The 14,781-nt window shown below is 67.5% G+C and carries 16 protein-coding genes and 1 tRNA gene; 11 read left to right on the top strand and 6 right to left on the bottom strand.

The genetic code is table 11. The features are described from left to right. Positions 1 to 11: 11 nt before the first annotated feature. From AC1D2F_RS03235 to AC1D2F_RS03210, 6 genes are all read left to right on the top strand, one after another. Positions 12 to 626: a nitrobindin family protein gene (locus AC1D2F_RS03235; RefSeq protein WP_229995665.1), complete on the top strand. Its 615-nt coding sequence runs from the start codon at positions 12 to 14 to the stop codon at positions 624 to 626. Between the two features lie 137 nt (positions 627 to 763). Then, positions 764 to 1,441, top strand: a complete 678-nt coding sequence (locus AC1D2F_RS03230; RefSeq protein ID WP_476966275.1) for a flavodoxin family protein — start codon at positions 764 to 766, stop codon at positions 1,439 to 1,441. Positions 1,442 to 1,530: 89 nt separating this feature from the next. Next, positions 1,531 to 2,613 (top strand): CAF17-like 4Fe-4S cluster assembly/insertion protein YgfZ, encoded by a 1,083-nt coding sequence (gene ygfZ, locus AC1D2F_RS03225; protein WP_476966158.1) that lies wholly within the window; start codon positions 1,531 to 1,533, stop codon positions 2,611 to 2,613. After that, positions 2,610 to 3,035 (top strand): ankyrin repeat domain-containing protein, encoded by a 426-nt coding sequence (locus tag AC1D2F_RS03220; protein WP_476966157.1) that lies wholly within the window; start codon positions 2,610 to 2,612, stop codon positions 3,033 to 3,035. Before ygfZ ends, AC1D2F_RS03220 begins: the two co-directional genes overlap by 4 nt. Before the next feature lie 144 nt (positions 3,036 to 3,179). Then, positions 3,180 to 3,743: a PadR family transcriptional regulator gene (locus AC1D2F_RS03215; RefSeq protein WP_476966156.1), complete on the top strand. Its 564-nt coding sequence runs from the start codon at positions 3,180 to 3,182 to the stop codon at positions 3,741 to 3,743. Between the two features lie 79 nt (positions 3,744 to 3,822). Further along, positions 3,823 to 5,349 carry an MFS transporter gene (locus AC1D2F_RS03210; protein ID WP_229995660.1) on the top strand — a complete coding sequence of 509 codons (1,527 nt, stop codon included), beginning with the start codon at positions 3,823 to 3,825 and terminating at the stop codon, positions 5,347 to 5,349. Between the two features lie 17 nt (positions 5,350 to 5,366). On the opposite strand, the gene AC1D2F_RS03205 is transcribed toward AC1D2F_RS03210, so the two are convergent. From AC1D2F_RS03205 to AC1D2F_RS03185, 5 genes are all read right to left on the bottom strand, one after another. After that, on the bottom strand, positions 5,367 to 6,077 hold the full coding sequence (locus tag AC1D2F_RS03205) for a GNAT family N-acetyltransferase (protein WP_229995659.1): 711 nt from the start codon (positions 6,075 to 6,077) through the stop codon (positions 5,367 to 5,369). A 70-nt stretch (positions 6,078 to 6,147) separates the two neighbouring features. Next, positions 6,148 to 7,173: a 6-phosphofructokinase gene (locus AC1D2F_RS03200; RefSeq protein ID WP_229995658.1), complete on the bottom strand. Its 1,026-nt coding sequence runs from the start codon at positions 7,171 to 7,173 to the stop codon at positions 6,148 to 6,150. Positions 7,174 to 7,390: 217 nt separating this feature from the next. After that, positions 7,391 to 7,645 (bottom strand): PspC domain-containing protein, encoded by a 255-nt coding sequence (locus AC1D2F_RS03195; RefSeq protein ID WP_364745484.1) that lies wholly within the window; start codon positions 7,643 to 7,645, stop codon positions 7,391 to 7,393. A 3-nt stretch (positions 7,646 to 7,648) separates the two neighbouring features. Then, a complete protein-coding gene (locus tag AC1D2F_RS03190; protein WP_229995656.1) occupies positions 7,649 to 7,912 on the bottom strand; it encodes a hypothetical protein in 264 nt (87 codons plus the stop codon). 1 nt (position 7,913) lies between these two features. After that, positions 7,914 to 9,533, bottom strand: a complete 1,620-nt coding sequence (locus AC1D2F_RS03185) for a PspC domain-containing protein (protein WP_476966155.1) — start codon at positions 9,531 to 9,533, stop codon at positions 7,914 to 7,916. A gap of 124 nt (positions 9,534 to 9,657) precedes the next feature. Between AC1D2F_RS03185 and AC1D2F_RS03180 the strand changes: the two genes are divergently transcribed. Together AC1D2F_RS03180 and AC1D2F_RS03175 are read left to right on the top strand one after the other, a co-directional pair. Further along, positions 9,658 to 11,037 carry an ATP-binding protein gene (locus AC1D2F_RS03180; RefSeq protein WP_229996006.1) on the top strand — a complete coding sequence of 460 codons (1,380 nt, stop codon included), beginning with the start codon at positions 9,658 to 9,660 and terminating at the stop codon, positions 11,035 to 11,037. A gap of 65 nt (positions 11,038 to 11,102) precedes the next feature. Next, positions 11,103 to 11,735 (top strand): LuxR C-terminal-related transcriptional regulator, encoded by a 633-nt coding sequence (locus tag AC1D2F_RS03175; protein WP_229996008.1) that lies wholly within the window; start codon positions 11,103 to 11,105, stop codon positions 11,733 to 11,735. Positions 11,736 to 11,816: 81 nt separating this feature from the next. On the opposite strand, the gene AC1D2F_RS03170 is transcribed toward AC1D2F_RS03175, so the two are convergent. After that, positions 11,817 to 13,034 carry a pyridoxal phosphate-dependent aminotransferase gene (locus AC1D2F_RS03170; protein WP_364745491.1) on the bottom strand — a complete coding sequence of 406 codons (1,218 nt, stop codon included), beginning with the start codon at positions 13,032 to 13,034 and terminating at the stop codon, positions 11,817 to 11,819. A 276-nt stretch (positions 13,035 to 13,310) separates the two neighbouring features. Here AC1D2F_RS03170 and AC1D2F_RS03165 point away from each other — a divergent pair. The 3 genes from AC1D2F_RS03165 to nusG all read left to right on the top strand — a co-directional run bounded on the left by AC1D2F_RS03165 (position 13,311) and on the right by nusG (position 14,724). Beyond that, positions 13,311 to 13,383 (top strand) — tRNA-Trp (locus AC1D2F_RS03165). A gap of 79 nt (positions 13,384 to 13,462) precedes the next feature. Further along, positions 13,463 to 13,747 (top strand): preprotein translocase subunit SecE, encoded by a 285-nt coding sequence (secE, locus tag AC1D2F_RS03160; protein ID WP_229996004.1) that lies wholly within the window; start codon positions 13,463 to 13,465, stop codon positions 13,745 to 13,747. A 113-nt stretch (positions 13,748 to 13,860) separates the two neighbouring features. After that, the gene (nusG, locus tag AC1D2F_RS03155) at positions 13,861 to 14,724 is read left to right on the top strand and encodes a transcription termination/antitermination protein NusG (RefSeq protein ID WP_476966154.1); all 864 of its coding nucleotides are present in this window, start codon (positions 13,861 to 13,863) and stop codon (positions 14,722 to 14,724) included. Positions 14,725 to 14,781 lie beyond the last annotated feature (57 nt).

Below are 14,781 nucleotides of genomic sequence, written 5' to 3'. Positions count from 1 at the left end.
AGGTAGATGCTGTGCCGATTGAAATCCCTACTGATCTGACCCCCGAAATCGTTCCGCTGTCCTGGCTCATTGGTGAGTGGGAGGGCAGCGGCCGGTTGGGGGCCGGGGACGAGGACTCCGAGCACTTCCTGCAGCACGTGTCGTTTACGCACAACGGCCTGCCGTACCTGCAGTACCGTGCCGAGAGCTGGCTGACGGACGACGAGGGCACCAAGCTGCGTCCCCTGACCGTCGAGACCGGCTTCTGGGCCCTCGAGCGCAAGCAGCGCGAGGAGGACGGCGGCCCCGGCCTGATCCCGGCGGACATCGTCCCCGTGCTCAGGAGCGCCGACGAGGTGGAGGCCCTGCGCAACAGCGACGGCGGCTTCGACATCTCGGTCTCCATTGCCCACCCCGGCGGGATCTCGGAGCTGTACTACGGTCAGATCAAGGGACCCCAGATCCAGCTCAGCACCGACATGGTGATGCGCGGCAGCCACTCCAAGGAGTACACGGCGGCCACCCGGATCTTCGGACTCGTGGAAGGGAACCTGCTGTGGCGCTGGGACGTGGCCACCGGCAAGGATTCGGCGTCCGGGGGCGGCCTGGAAGCCCACGCATCGGCCATCCTCGCCAAAGTAGGCTAAAGGCGCGGTCTCACTGATTTTTCCGTTGTCAGCATCGACCTAGGAGAAACGCCGTGACCGACGAAGTCAGCAACACAGTCACCAGCTCAGCCCCCAGCCAAGCCCCTGGTAGCACCAGCTACGCCGACCTCAAGGCCGTGTACTTCAACGGCACCCTCAAGAAGTCCCCGGACGTGTCCAACACCCAGGGCCTGATCGAGGTCAGCCGCCGGATCATGGAAAAGCAGGGCGTCACCACCCGCGTGATCCGCACGGTGGACCACGACATCGCCAGCGGCGTCTACCCGGACATGCGCGACCACGGCTGGGCCACCGATGAATGGCCGGAAATCTACCCGGCCGTCCAGGAAGCCGACATCGTCGTCGTCGCCGGGCCCATCTGGCTGGGGGACAACTCCTCGCAGACCAAGAAGCTCATCGAGCGCCTCTATGCCCACTCCGGGCAGCTGAACGCGAAGGGCCAGTGGGCTTACTATCCCAAGGTGGGCGGCTGCCTCATCACCGGCAATGAGGACGGGATCAAGCATTGCGCCATGAACGTCCTGTACAGCCTCCAGCACGTCGGCTTCACCATCCCGCCGCAGGCCGACGCCGGATGGATCGGCCCCGTGGGTCCCGGGCCGAGCTATCTCGACGAGGGGTCCGGGGGTCCGGACAGCGATTTCACCAACCGCAACACCACCTTCATGACCTGGAACATGCTGCACCTGGCCCGGATGCTCAAGGACTCCGGCGGCATTCCCGCCTACGGAAACCTCCCCGACGCCTGGAAAGCGGGCACCCGCTTCGACTTTGAAAATCCGGAATACCGCTAGGGCCGGCCGGCCCCACGGTCCGACAAAGGCCGGCCGGCACTGGATGCCGGGGCCGGAATACGCGCAGAGCTAAGGACGTTCCTTTCAATATGACTATCAAAAGCCCCCTGTTGTCGCGCCCGGCCGCGGTTGAGGCCAGCGGTGCCGACGCCGGCGTCGCCGCCCACTACGGCGAGCCGCTTCGGGAGCAGCGGGCGCTGGCCGCAGGCACCGCCGTCGTCGATCTCTCAAACCGCGGCGTGGTCACGGTCAGCGGACCGGACCGCCTCAGCTGGCTGAACACCCTGTCCTCCCAGCAGCTCACTTCCCTGGCCCCGGGCCAGTCCACCGAACTGCTGTTGCTGAGCGTTCAGGGCCGGATCGAGTTCGACGCCCGGGTGGTGGACGACGGCGCCACGACCTGGCTGATTGTTGAGGGAGCCGAAGCCGGCCCGCTCGCCGAATGGCTGAACAAGATGAAGTTCATGCTCCGGGTCGAGATCGCCGATGTCTCCGCGGACTGGGCCGTGCTCGGCTCCACCCAGCCCATCCCGGAATGGTCGGCGCTGCAGGTCTGGGAAGACCCGTGGCCGCATGTCGGTGCCGGCGGCTACTCCTACGCGGTGGTGGGCGAGGACGCCCACCCCGGACTGGAACGGCCGTGGTTCGAGTACCTTGTTCCCGCGCCTGAGCTGGTCGCAACGGTGGGCGAGCGTGCCCTCGCCGGCACCATGGCGTCCGAAGCGCTGCGGATTGCCGCGTGGCGGCCCCGGTGGGGCGCGGAAACCGACGACAAGACCATCCCGCACGAGCTCGACCTCCTCCGCACCGCCGTGCACCTGGCCAAGGGCTGCTACAAGGGCCAGGAGACGATCGCCCGCGTCCACAACCTGGGCCACCCGCCGCGGCGGCTCGTGTTCCTCCAGCTCGACGGCTCCCAGCACACCCTGCCCGCGCCCGGCAGCGAGGTGCGTGCCGGCGACCGTAAGGTGGGCACTGTGACGTCCGTGGCGCAGCATTACGAAATGGGCCCCGTGGCCCTGGCCGTGATCAAGCGCTCCGTCGCCCCGGACGATGTCCTGACCGTGGTGGACGGTGACGAGCCCTATGCCGCGGCCCAGGAAGTCATTGTGGCTCCCGACGCCGGCCAGGTAGTGGGCCGCCAGACCGGCTTCCTGCGGGGCACCCGATGAGCGGCGAGTCGCCGCTGGGTTCGTCCCCGCTGGAAGGTGGCGTCGCGCCCGACGACGAGACCCTGGCGCTTGCCCACGCGCTCTTCGACGCCGCCCGCGAGGGCAACTCCGCGCTGCTGGGCGGCTATCTCGCCGCCGGCGCGCCGGCCACGCTGACCACGGCCTCCGGCGACTCACTGCTCATGCTGGCGGCCTACCACGGTCACGCCGGCACGGTCCGGCTGATCCTGGAGCACGGCGGCGACGTTAACGCGCCTAATGACCGCGGCCAGACGCCGCTGGCCGGCGCTGTCTTCAAGGGCTACACGGACGTCGCCCGGGAGCTGTTGGAGGCCGGTGCCGACCCCGACGCCGGCACCCCCACCGCGCGGGCCGCCGCGGAAATGTTCGCCCGCACGGAGATCCTGGCCCTCCTCGGCTGACGAGACCCGGTCCGGGCCCGCTGGAGGCCCGGCCGGCGCGGATCCGGGACGATTGCCCCCAAATACTCCACGTGGAATAATCTTAAGTGGACTAATCGCAGTCTAGACCGAAGAGGACAGTTTTAGACCGAAGAGGACAGCGCCATGGCCCGGGCAACCGCACTGACACCGCTGGGTGTCGCCGCACTCTCCCTGCTCGTTGAAGAGCCGATGCATCCCTACGAGATGTACCAGCTCCTGATCGCCCGGCACGAGGACCGCCTGGTCAAGGTCCGGCCGGGAACTCTCTATCACGCCGTCGGGCGGCTCGAAGAGCAGGGTCTCGTCGCAGCAACGGGAACGGACCGGGGAGGCAACCGCCCGGAGCGCACCACGTACACGATCTCGGCGGCCGGCCGCGAAGCGTTCACGAAGTGGCTGCAGGACATGCTCGCGGCCCCGGTCAACGAATACCCGTCCTTCCCGCTGGCCATCTCCGAGGCCTACAACCTGCCCGCCGGCGTCGTCGTCGAACTCCTCGACCGCCGGCTCCAGGTGCTGCAGGAGCAGCTCGACTTCCTGGTCTCCGGCGAGGAACTGCTCAAGAAGAAGGGCGTGGAGCGCAAGTACTGGATCGATGTCCAGTACCAGCAGTGCACGCTGCAGGCCGAAATCGCCTGGATCCGCGGCCTTCAGGACCAGCTCCGCTCCGGCGAACTGCCGTGGTGAGCCCTTGCGCCCCCGGCCGGGACCCGGCCGCCCCAACACTTAGCCCGTCCAACGTTCACACCAGCCCCTAAGGAACCCCATGGAAAACGTAGCCCGGCCATGGCCGGCACTCTGGTCCCTGGTGATCGGCTTCTTCATGATCCTGATCGACACCACCATCGTCTCGGTGGCCAACCCGAGCATCATGGAGGGCCTGAACACCGACATCAACTCGGTGATCTGGGTGACCAGTGCCTACCTGCTCGCCTATGCCGTGCCGCTGCTTATTACCGGCCGGCTCGGTGACCGCTTCGGACCAAAGAAGCTCTACCTCTCCGGACTCGTCGTCTTCACCATGGCATCGCTGTGGTGCGGCCTCTCCGGCGACGTCCAGACCCTCATTGCGGCCCGCGTGGTCCAGGGCCTCGGTGCGGCCATGATGACGCCGCAGACCATGGCCGTCATTACCCGGATCTTCCCCCCGGACCGCCGCGGGGCGGCCATGGGCATCTGGGGCGCCACTGCCGGCGTCGCCACCCTGGTCGGCCCGATCCTCGGAGGCGTGCTGGTGGACGGCCTCGGCTGGGAGTGGATCTTCTTCATTAACGTCCCCGTCGGGATTGCCGGCTTCATCCTCGCCCAGCGTTTCGTCCCCTCGCTGACCACCCACCCGCACAAGTTCGATATTCCCGGCGTGCTGCTCAGCGCCCTCGGCCTGTTCCTCCTGGTCTTCGGCATCCAGGAGGGCGAGACGTACGACTGGGGCACCATCGCCGGCCCCATCACCGTCTGGGGCCTGATCATCAGCGGCATCGCCGTGCTGGTGGTCTTTGTCCTGTGGCAGAAATTCAACAAGGGTGAACCGCTGCTGCCCCTGTCCCTTTTCAAGGACCGCAACTTCTCGCTCGCCAACATTGCGATCACCACGGTGGGCTTCACCGTCACAGCGTTCAGCCTGCCGCTGATCTTCTACTACCAGATCGTCCGCGGCCTGACCCCGACCCAGTCTGCGCTCATGATGGTGCCCATGGCGCTGATCTCAGGCGGCCTCGCGCCCGTGGTCGGCCGGATCATTGACAAAGTCAACCCGAAGTTCATCACAGCGACCGGCCTGGTCCTGATGTCTGTGGCGCTGTTCTGGAACGCCCTGCTCATGCACCCGGACACCCCCATCTGGCTGTTCCTGCTGCCGAGCGCAGTGCTGGGCTTCGCCAATGCGGGCATTTGGGCGCCGTTGAGCTCCACCGTCACGCGCAACCTGCCGCCGCGGCAGGCCGGAGCCGGCTCGGGCGTCTACAACACGACCCGCCAGATCGGCGCCGTGCTCGGCAGCGCCGCCATCGCCGTGCTCATCCAGGCGCGGCTGGCGGCAGAGCTCCCCGCCCGGCCCGGAGAAGGCGCGGAGGCCAGCCCGATGGGCTTCGGCGGCGCCCTGCCCGAGGCACTTCATGAGGGGTTCTCGACGGCGATGGGCCAATCCATCTTGCTGCCGGCGGCGGTCATTCTGATCGGTGCTGCCGTGGCGCTCTTCTTCGCCAAACCCAAGCCGGTCCAGGGCTGGGGAGAACCGGGCCCCGCCGCAGCTGCCGGCGCGGACCTGGACAAGGCCGCCGCGGAGCGTGGCTAGCCTGGCGGGCATCCGGATCAGCCCAGCAGCACGCTGGTCTGGATGCCGCCCGCGGAGAAGCCCAGGCTCCGGGCCAGGGCCAGCGAACCCTTGTTGCTGACCTCTGAACGCCACTGCAGCGTCAGCCCGGCGGCGAGGGCCTCGTGGGCGGCTATCGATGCGGCCAGCTTGCCCAGGCCGCGGCGCCGCCATTCGGGCGCAACCAGCACGCCAAGATGGGCCAGGAGCCCTTCCCATTCGGCGTAGGCCCCGCAGGCCACGGGGGTCCGGCGGCCGTCTTCCAGATGCAGGACAGTGAAGCGGTGTGCCAGGCCGGCGAGGCCCACCTCGTTGACGTCATCGGGCGGGCAGAACGTTTCCAGTTCGATCGCTTCCGGGTTCCCATGCGAGACGGTCAGCTCCTCGGAAGGCTGCTGCAGGGGGAGGTCGTCGGCGAAGAAGAGTGCGGCTGCGCCCAAGCCGTGGCCGCCGTGCCCGCGGGTGATGGTCAGCAGTGTCACGTGCTGGGCCAGTTCCTCGTCGGAGAGCCCGACGGCGGCGTCCAGCGCCCATTGCGGGCCCACCAGGGCGGAGTTGCCGAACAGGCGGACGAACTGCACCGCCCGGGCAGTCTCGTCCGCCCGGGTGAGCCGCACGCCGGCGGCCGCCGCGAAGGCGCCGTCGTCGAACCCCAAGCGGCGCGCCCAGGCAAGCTGGACTATTTCAGCGGAACCGGGCTCAAGAGTCATGAATCAACCCTACCCACCGCGCGGCCCACGGACCGCTTAGCCGAAGAGGCCTCTTAGCCGAAGAGGCCTCTTAGCCGAAGAGTACAGCGGCCTCGTCATAGCGGCTCTGCGGTACGGATTTGAGGTTGCCGAGCGCGGCGTCGAAACCGACGTGCACAATGTCCGTGCCGTGCAGCGAGACCATCGTGCCCCAGCGCTTCTCCACCACCGAATCGATGGCCGCCATGCCCAGGCGGGTGGCCAGGACACGGTCAAACGCAGTCGGGACGCCGCCGCGCTGGATGTGGCCAAGGACCGTGGCGCGGGTCTCGATGCCGGTGCGTGCCTCCAACTCGGGCGCCAGCATTTCGGCGATGCCGCCGAGGCGCGGGCGGCCAAACGTATCGAGGCCGCGCTCCGAATGCGGGGACTCCTGGCCTTCGGGCACAAACCCCTCGGCGACGACAAGCAGCGGGGCGCGGCCACGGTCGTGGGCGGAGACCACCCACTCGGCGATCTGATCCATGGAGGCCTTCTGCTCGGGGATCAGGATGGCGTGGGCGCCCGAGGCCATGCCCGCGTGCAAGGCGATCCAACCCACGTGCCGTCCCATGACCTCCGCAATCATGCAGCGGTGGTGGGACTCTCCAGTGGTGCGCAGCCGGTCGATTGCCTCGGTGGCGATTTCCACGGCGGTGTCGAAGCCGAAGGTGTAGTCCGTGGCGTCTAGATCGTTGTCGACCGTCTTGGGCACGCCCACGATCTTGAGGCCGGCGTCGGTAAGTCGCTTTGCGGCGGCCAGGGTGCCTTCGCCGCCGATCGCGATGATGGCGTCGATCCCGAGCCGGTCCATGTTGGCCTTGATGACCTCGGGACCGCCGCCGTTCTCGAACGGGTTGGTGCGGGACGTGCCGAGGATGGTGCCGCCCTGCTTGGCGATGCCGCGGACCATGGTGCGGGGAATTTCCACGATGTCGCCCTCGACAACGCCGCGCCAGCCATCCCTGAATCCTACGAACTGCTGGCCGTGGACCGCGATTCCCTTGAGGACGGCGCCACGGATGACGGCGTTCAGGCCGGGGCAGTCTCCGCCGCTGGTGAGGATTCCAATTTTCATATCTCGGCTCAAATCCTGGTTTGAAGGGGTACAGGCAGAGCGCCACGCTGAGCTCACCTAGAGTCTAGTGGCGCGTGTGGGGCAGGACACAAACGGTTACAAAAGGGTGCCCCCGCCGTGAAGGCAGGGGCACCCTTTTCGTGGTGTGGCGCTACTACCGGGCGCCGAATGTTGCCCGGCCGGGACGGCCTGTGATGGCCGGCCTCTGTGATCGAGGTCAGGGCCGGGAGGAACGCTTCGAGAGGAAGCTTTCGAGGACGATTGCGTTGCGCTGGTCCGGGAGGAGCAGCCACGCCACGACGTAGAACACGAACGCCGGTCCGGGGAGCAGGCTCAGGAGCAGGTAGGCGATCCGGACATACGCCACATCAACATTCAGTTTGGCGGCAATTCCGCCGCAGACGCCGCCAAGCCAGCGCTGCGGACCACGTTTCAGGCCGAAGCCCCGGATGGTGTCGAAGAATTTATCCATGGTTCAAGACTTCCCTGTAGTTGACGTATTGTCACGCCTGCGCGCCGAGACCAGTCCGCCCACTATCAGGGCGGCCCCGGCCCCGATCATCAGGCCGATCAGGACGTAGGTGCCGTTGAGGGCCACAATGCCGAGCCCGGAAATGATGATCAGCGCGGCCAATGCCACCACTGTCAGCCCCCAGACCACTGTGCCCACCCGGGCGGGGGAACCCGCCTCGGGGTCCTGCCAGGCCGCGGCAGGCCGCGAGTCGTCATAGCTGCTCATGTCAGTTGCCTTCCTTGATGGTCACGTTGCTGACGGTGCCGGAGATCTTCAGGACCAGCCGGGCGCCTGGCATCGAGGTGTTGTAGTCGCTTTGCTGCTTCGTGATGCCGCCGCGGTCCTGGTTGCCGTCGTGGATGTTGCCCATGGTCATGTCCGCCTGGGCCTGGACCGGGACGGTGGCGGGGATGACGACGGTGAGGTTGCTGGCCGTCGCGTCGATCGGAACAACGACGTCGGAGCCCAGGGGCGGATTCAGCGCCAGCTTGGTCAGGTCCACGGTTCCGGCGCCGCCGGTGATCTCGAAGCCGCCATTGGCCTGTTCAATGCTCGTCGGCGTCCAATCGGCGTTCTGGAAGCGGAACCGGTCCCCATGCGGGACCACGCTGAAGATTGCGCCGATCAGCAGTGCGACGACCGCGAAGAAGCCCAGGATTCCGGAGGTCCGGCCCTGCAACCCTACGAACAGGATCCCGAGACCCAGGATGGCCGCGCCGAAGGCCCAGACCAGCGCGTTGCCGGCGTCGCCGAGATCGATCACGTTGGCGGCGTCGAGGGCCTTGATGCCGCCGCCCACCAGGAGGGCGGAGCCGACGGTGACGAGGACAGCCGGAGTGCCAGGGCCAAGGTTGCGGGGCGCAGCGGGAGGGGGCGGGGTGGCCCCGGATCCCGGGCCATAGCCGCCGGGGGGAACAGGGCCGGGCGGGATGGGGCCGGACGGCGGGGGCGGACCCCAGACCGGGCCGGTTCCGAAGCCGTCGTCGGGGTGGCCATAGGCCGGCCCGCCGCTCTGCGGGAAGCTTTCGGTGGACTGCTGCCCGTCACCGGTGCGGGAGCTACCCGCGAATGCCGCGGCGCCGGCCGGGCTGCTGGACTCGTAACGCGGTGGCATGGGAGTGGCTCCGTTCCGGATCTTATTGCGTTGGGTCAGGTAGTAGACGAGGTAGATGGCGCCGCCCACCCAGAAGACGGTCCAGACGAAGGCGCCAAAGCCGAACCGGTCCCAGCCCCAGACACCGTTGCCCAGGCTGGGGAAACCGATAACCGAGGTGATGAGGGCGCCGGTCATGCCGGCCGTCCACCGCCCTGCGGCGGCCTCCTGAACGTGAATGCGGCCGTCAGGCTCGGGCAGCAGTGCCCAGGCCAGGCCATAGGCGAGAACGCCAATTCCGGCGAAAACGGTCAGGACGATCAGGACGCCGCGAATGATCAGGGGGTCGACGCCGAGTCGGTGCGCTATGCCACTGGCCACGCCACCGATCCAGCGGTCGCGTCCGCGGTAGATGCCCTGGCTGCGGATCCAGTCGAAGAAATTTTGCCCCTGTCGGCCGGGCAGCGGTCCATTCGGGTCGCCCGGCGCGTAAAGCGGCGGCGGCTCCGTCGGCAGCGGCTCCGTCGGCGGCGCTCCTGCCGGCCCGGAGCCGGCCGGAGAGGCATCGGACTGGCCTGTGCCTGGAAGTTCTGTGTCCGGAAGCTCGGTGTCAAGTTCTGAGTCCGGAGCTTTTGAGTCCGGAAGTTCAGGGTCTGGACGTTCTGTGTCCGGAAATTCTGCGGAGGGTCGATCCGTGGCCGGCCGGTCTGCGGAGGCCTGGCCTTCATCGGGGTGCGGAGTGTGCGGGTTCATACTTCGATCCTTCCCGTTCCAGGCGCCGGGCTCTACTGGGGAATACCCTGAACGGCCCCTGAGTGGCCCCCGGTTGGGCCCCCAAACGCGTCCGGGGAACCCCGATCCGTGCTTGGATTGATGCATGACAACCGTGCCCGCCCGCCCGCCGCTGGTCCGCAGCAGCGATCGCGTGATTGCCGGCGTTTGCGCGGGCCTCGCCAACCATCTGGGCTGGCCGGTGCGCATGGTCAGGATCGGCATGGTGGTGGCTGCGCTCGCGGGCGGCGCCGGAGTGGCCTTTTACGCCTGGCTCTGGATCATGGTCCCCACGGCGGATGAAAGCGCCCGGCGCAACGCCCGCCGCCCGGCGTCGCCCATCGCTCCGGCAGTCAGCTCCCCGGACATCCTTGGAGTCCCCGGCACCCCGGCAGCCCCCGGCGTTCCGGGAGGCCCCGGAACCCTTGGCGCGTCCGGGACCCCAGCCCCGGGGTCCTGGTGGTCCAAGGTGCCGGGCATGCCCTTCGGCAAGGAGATCCTGCTGGGCGCAGGCCTGTTGCTGGCCGCCGGGATTCTGATCGCCCGGCTTCTCGGCGTCGACGTGCCCCTCGGCACGCTGATCCCGGTTGCGGCGATCCTGGGCGGTGCGGCGATCGCCTGGATGCAACTGGACGAGACCCGCCGGGCGGGGCTGGTGGACAAGACCAAAGCGGACCAGGCCGGCGGCTGGGCGCGCCTCGCAGCCGGGCTCGCCCTCGTCGTGGCCGGCGTCCTGGTCATGGTGTCCGGCTCGGGGTCCTGGGAACAGACCTGGCTGGCCCTCCTGGCCTCGGTGGCCGTGCTCGGCGGCGTGGCCCTGGTGCTGCTGCCTTGGGGGCTGAAGTTCTGGCGCGACCTGGAAACGGAGCGAGCGGGGCGGGTGCGCGCCACCGAGCGTGCCGAGATCGCAGCCCACCTGCATGACTCCGTGCTGCAGACCCTCGCCCTGATCCAGCGCCGCGCCGGCAACGAGCACGACGTCATCCGGCTGGCCCGCGCGCAGGAGCGCGAACTTCGGGGCTGGCTGTACCGGGACGCCGACAAGGAATCCGGGCAGCTGTCCGAAGGCATCACGGCCGCCGCCGCAGAGGTCGAGGACGCACTGGGCCACGCGGTCGAAGTGGTCAGCGTGGGGGACTGCGTCATGACCCAACGCCACGAGGCCCTCGTCCAGGCAGCCCGCGAGGCCATGCTCAACGCCGCCCGGCACGGCGGCGGTGCCGTGTCCGTGTACCTGGAAGTCACGGACGCCGCCGCAGAAGTTTTCGTCAAGGACCGGGGCCCGGGCTTCGATCCGGATTCGGTCCCCCCGGACCGGCTCGGTGTCCGGGAATCGATCATCGGCCGGATGAACCGCCACGGCGGCACCGCCGCCATCATCAGCAGCCCGGACGGCACCGAAGTGCGGCTCCGGCTGCCCGCCGCCGCATCTGCCGGAACTGCGGCGGCTGCCGCCAACCACGCCAACGGAGAGGCCAAGCCGTGACCAGCCCAGCACCAGGAAACCAGTCACCAGGAAGCCACACACCAGGAAACCCTGCCCCGGTTCGGGTGGTGATCGTGGACGACCACGCCATCTTCCGTTCCGGGTTGAAGGCGGACCTGGACGCGGACATCGTCGTCGCGGGGGAGGCCGGAACCGTGGAGGAGGCAATCGCCGTCATCGCGGCCCAGCTGCCTGACGTCGTGCTGCTTGACGTCCACCTCCCAGGCGGCCGGGGAGGTGGCGGACGCGAGGTCCTGGCCGGCTCGGCGCCGCTGCTGGGCACCACACGGTTCCTGGCGCTGAGCGTCTCCGACGCGGCGGAAGATGTCGTGTCCGTGATCCGGGCGGGCGCGCGCGGCTACGTCACGAAGACAATTTCCGGCGCGGAGATCAGCGGTGCCGTCCGCCGCGTGGCCGGCGGCGACGCCGTCTTCTCGCCGCGGCTGGCGGGCTTCGTCCTGGACGCGTTCGGAACGGCCCCCGCGGACATCGCCGACGACGAGCTGGACAAGCTATCGGCGCGGGAGCTCGAAGTGATGCGCCTGATCGCCCGCGGCTACAGCTACAAGGAGGTGGCGAAGGAACTGTTCATCTCGATCAAGACCGTTGAAACCCACGTCTCGGCCGTGCTGCGCAAGCTCCAGCTCTCCAGCCGCCACGAGCTGACCCGCTGGGCCGCCGAACGCCGCCTCCTCTAGCCAAGGATGCGCTATCACTTAGGGTCCTTATCGCACTGGAATAAGGACCCTAAGTGATAGCGCATCGGGGGTTGGGGGGTGCTACTTCGCTTTGCCGAGGAAGTCCTGCAGGCGGGCGACGCCCGTGGCCAGGTCGTCGTCGCCCAGCGCATAGGACAGGCGCAGGTAGCCGGACGGGCCGAACGCCTCGCCGGGAACCACAGCGACCTCGACCTCGTCCAGGATCAGCGCCGCGAGTTCGGCAGAGGTGGCCGGCCGCACCGGACCGTTTGCTGACGGGAACTCCTTGCCCAGCAGCGCGCGGACGTCCGCGTACACGTAGAAGGCGCCCTTCGGCGTCGGGCAGTCAACGCCCTCAATCGCGTTCAGGCCCGCGACGATTGCCTTGCGGCGGCGGTCGAATGCCACCTTCATCTCATCGACGGCGGTCAACGGCCCGGAGACGGCCGCGAGGGCGGCGACCTGGGGGATGTTGGAGACGTTCGACGTCGCGTGGGACTGCAGGTTGGTGGCGGCCTTGATGACGTCCGCCGGCCCGATCATCCAGCCCACGCGCCAGCCGGTCATGGCATAGGTCTTGGCGACACCGTTGAGGATGACCACCTTGTCGCCGAGCTCGGGAACTGCGGTGGCGATCGAGGTGAAGGGCACGCCGTCGTAGGTCAGGTGTTCGTAGATCTCGTCGGTGACAACCCACAGGCCCTTGGACGCTGCCCACTGGCCGATCTCCTTGACCTGCTCGGGCGAGTACACGGCACCGGTGGGGTTCGAGGGGGAGACGAAGAGGAGGATCTTGGTGCGCTCCGTGAGGGCCGCTTCCAGCTGGTCCACGGTGACCAGGTAGCCCTGCTCCGGGCCCGCGAAGACCTCCACCGGCACGCCGCCGCCCAGCCGGATGGCCTCGGGGTAGGTGGTCCAGAACGGGGTGGGAACAATGACCTCGTCGCCCGGGTCCAGGAGGGTGGCGAAGGTGTTGTAGACGGCCTGTTTGCCGCCGTTGGTCACCAGCACCTGGGATGCCTCGGCCTTGTAGCCGGAATCCCGGAAGGTCTTGTCCGCGATGGCCTGCTTCAGCTCGGGCAGCCCGCCGGCGGGGGAGTAGCGGTGGTACTTCGGCTGGCTGGCGGCCTCGATGGCGGCCTGCACAATGTAGCCGGGCGTCGGGAAATCGGGTTCCCCGGCACCGAAGCCGATGACCGGGCGGCCGGCTGCCTTCAGCGCCTTCGCCTTGGCATCGACGGCCAGAGTGGCGGATTCGGCTATGGCGGAAATGCGCTGGGAAATGCGGGCAGCAGACATGGGCGGGTCCGTTCTTCGCTGGCAGCTGGAAGGCTGGATGTGGGATTCGACGAAATCTACTCTATGCTGTTCAGCGGATCCCCCGGGGTGCCTGAACGCGAATATGACTGACGGCTGTCAGTTGATTTGCGAAGGCACGCAGGGGTCCGGAAGAGGGCCGGTTCGACGTAGGCGCAGTTGTTGCGTAGACTGGTTCTCCGGTGTTGAAAACACGATGATGGCCTGCGCCTCAGGGAAGCCTGGGGTTGCGTCGGCCGGAGCGGATTTTCTCCCCGAAGGGTAGTGGCGCAATTGGTAGCGCAGCGGTCTCCAAAACCGCAGGTTGCAGGTTCGAGTCCTGTCTGCCCTGCGCATGCTGTTCCGGGTCATCCGGAACAAGCGCAGCAACCATGGTTCAGTTCAGAGCCGGGTATCCGATCATTGCGAGGATGAGTGAGGACCAGGTGACCGAAACAGCTGCCAGCAGCTCCAAAGGCCGCCCCGCCAAGAATGCCGCCAAGCCCGGCTTCTTCGCTCGCATCGCGATCTTCATCCGCCAGGTCATTGGCGAACTGAAGAAGGTCGTCGCACCGACCCGTAAAGAACTGATCAATTACACGCTCGTGGTGCTGGTGTTCGTGTCCATCATGATGGTGATCGTCACCCTGCTGGACTTGGCCTTCGGGACCGCGGTCAGCTGGGTCTTCGGCGGCAGCGGCCCCACGGACAACTAAGGCGACCGGTCCGCAGACTGCGTGGATGCCCCGGGAAACCGGAGATTCCGCGGGGTGTGCGGAATTGAGTCATTTAAATAGGCATGTTAGGCAATGAGGAAGCAGGAGACCAAGTGTCTGAGCAGGAGCTCGAGGTAACTGAGACTGAGCTGGATAAGAGCCAGGGCGCCGCGGTGGAAGCTGCGGAAGAGTCCGAGGCTGTGTCTGCTGCGCCCGAATCCGACGTCACTGACGAGGCCGAAGCCACAGAAGAAGTAGCCTTGGAAGAAGACGCAGAGGCAGCAGTTGCCGAAGCCGTCGACGCCGAAGAATCCGACGCTGAAGAATCCGACGCTGAAGACGCCGACGCGCTGGCAGCCGCGGCCGCCAAGGCCGACGTCGACCCCGCCGACGAGTTCAAGGCCAAGCTGCGCCGCCAGGAAGGTGACTGGTACGTCATCCACTCCTACGCAGGCTACGAGAACCGCGTCAAGGCCAACCTTGAGACCCGCATCCAGACCCTGGACATGGAAGATTACATCTTCGAAATCCAGGTTCCGATGGAGGAAGTCGTTGAGATCAAGAACGCTCAGCGCAAGGTCATCAACCGCGTCCGCATCCCCGGTTACGTCCTGGTCCGCATGGACCTGACGGACGCTTCCTGGGGCGCCGTCCGCCACACCCCCGGCGTCACCGGCTTCGTGGGCAATGCCCACAACCCGGTCCCGCTGCGCCTCGATGAGGTCTTCTCCATGCTCGCGCCGGTCTTCGAAGAGGAGCAGGCCGAGAAGGGCAAGCCGGTCAAGCACGCCGCCGCGCAGGTCGACGTCGACTTCGAGGTTGGCGAGTCGGTCATCGTCAAGGAGGGCCCGTTCGAGACCCTCCCCGCCACGATCTCCGAGATCAAGATCGATTCCCAGACCCTCGTGGTGCTGGTGTCCATCTTCGAACGCGAGACTCCGGTCACCCTGGCGTTCAACCAGGTCAGCAAGATCTAGCTTTTCCCTAAGAATTCGCCCCGGGCTGCCCGCTTAGCAGCCACGGAGCGGCAGGCC

This window comes from Arthrobacter sp. P1_B3 (genome assembly GCF_056406615.1).
Note: the sequence above shows the minus strand (reverse complement) of the source record. Positions and strands in the feature narration are given on the sequence as shown.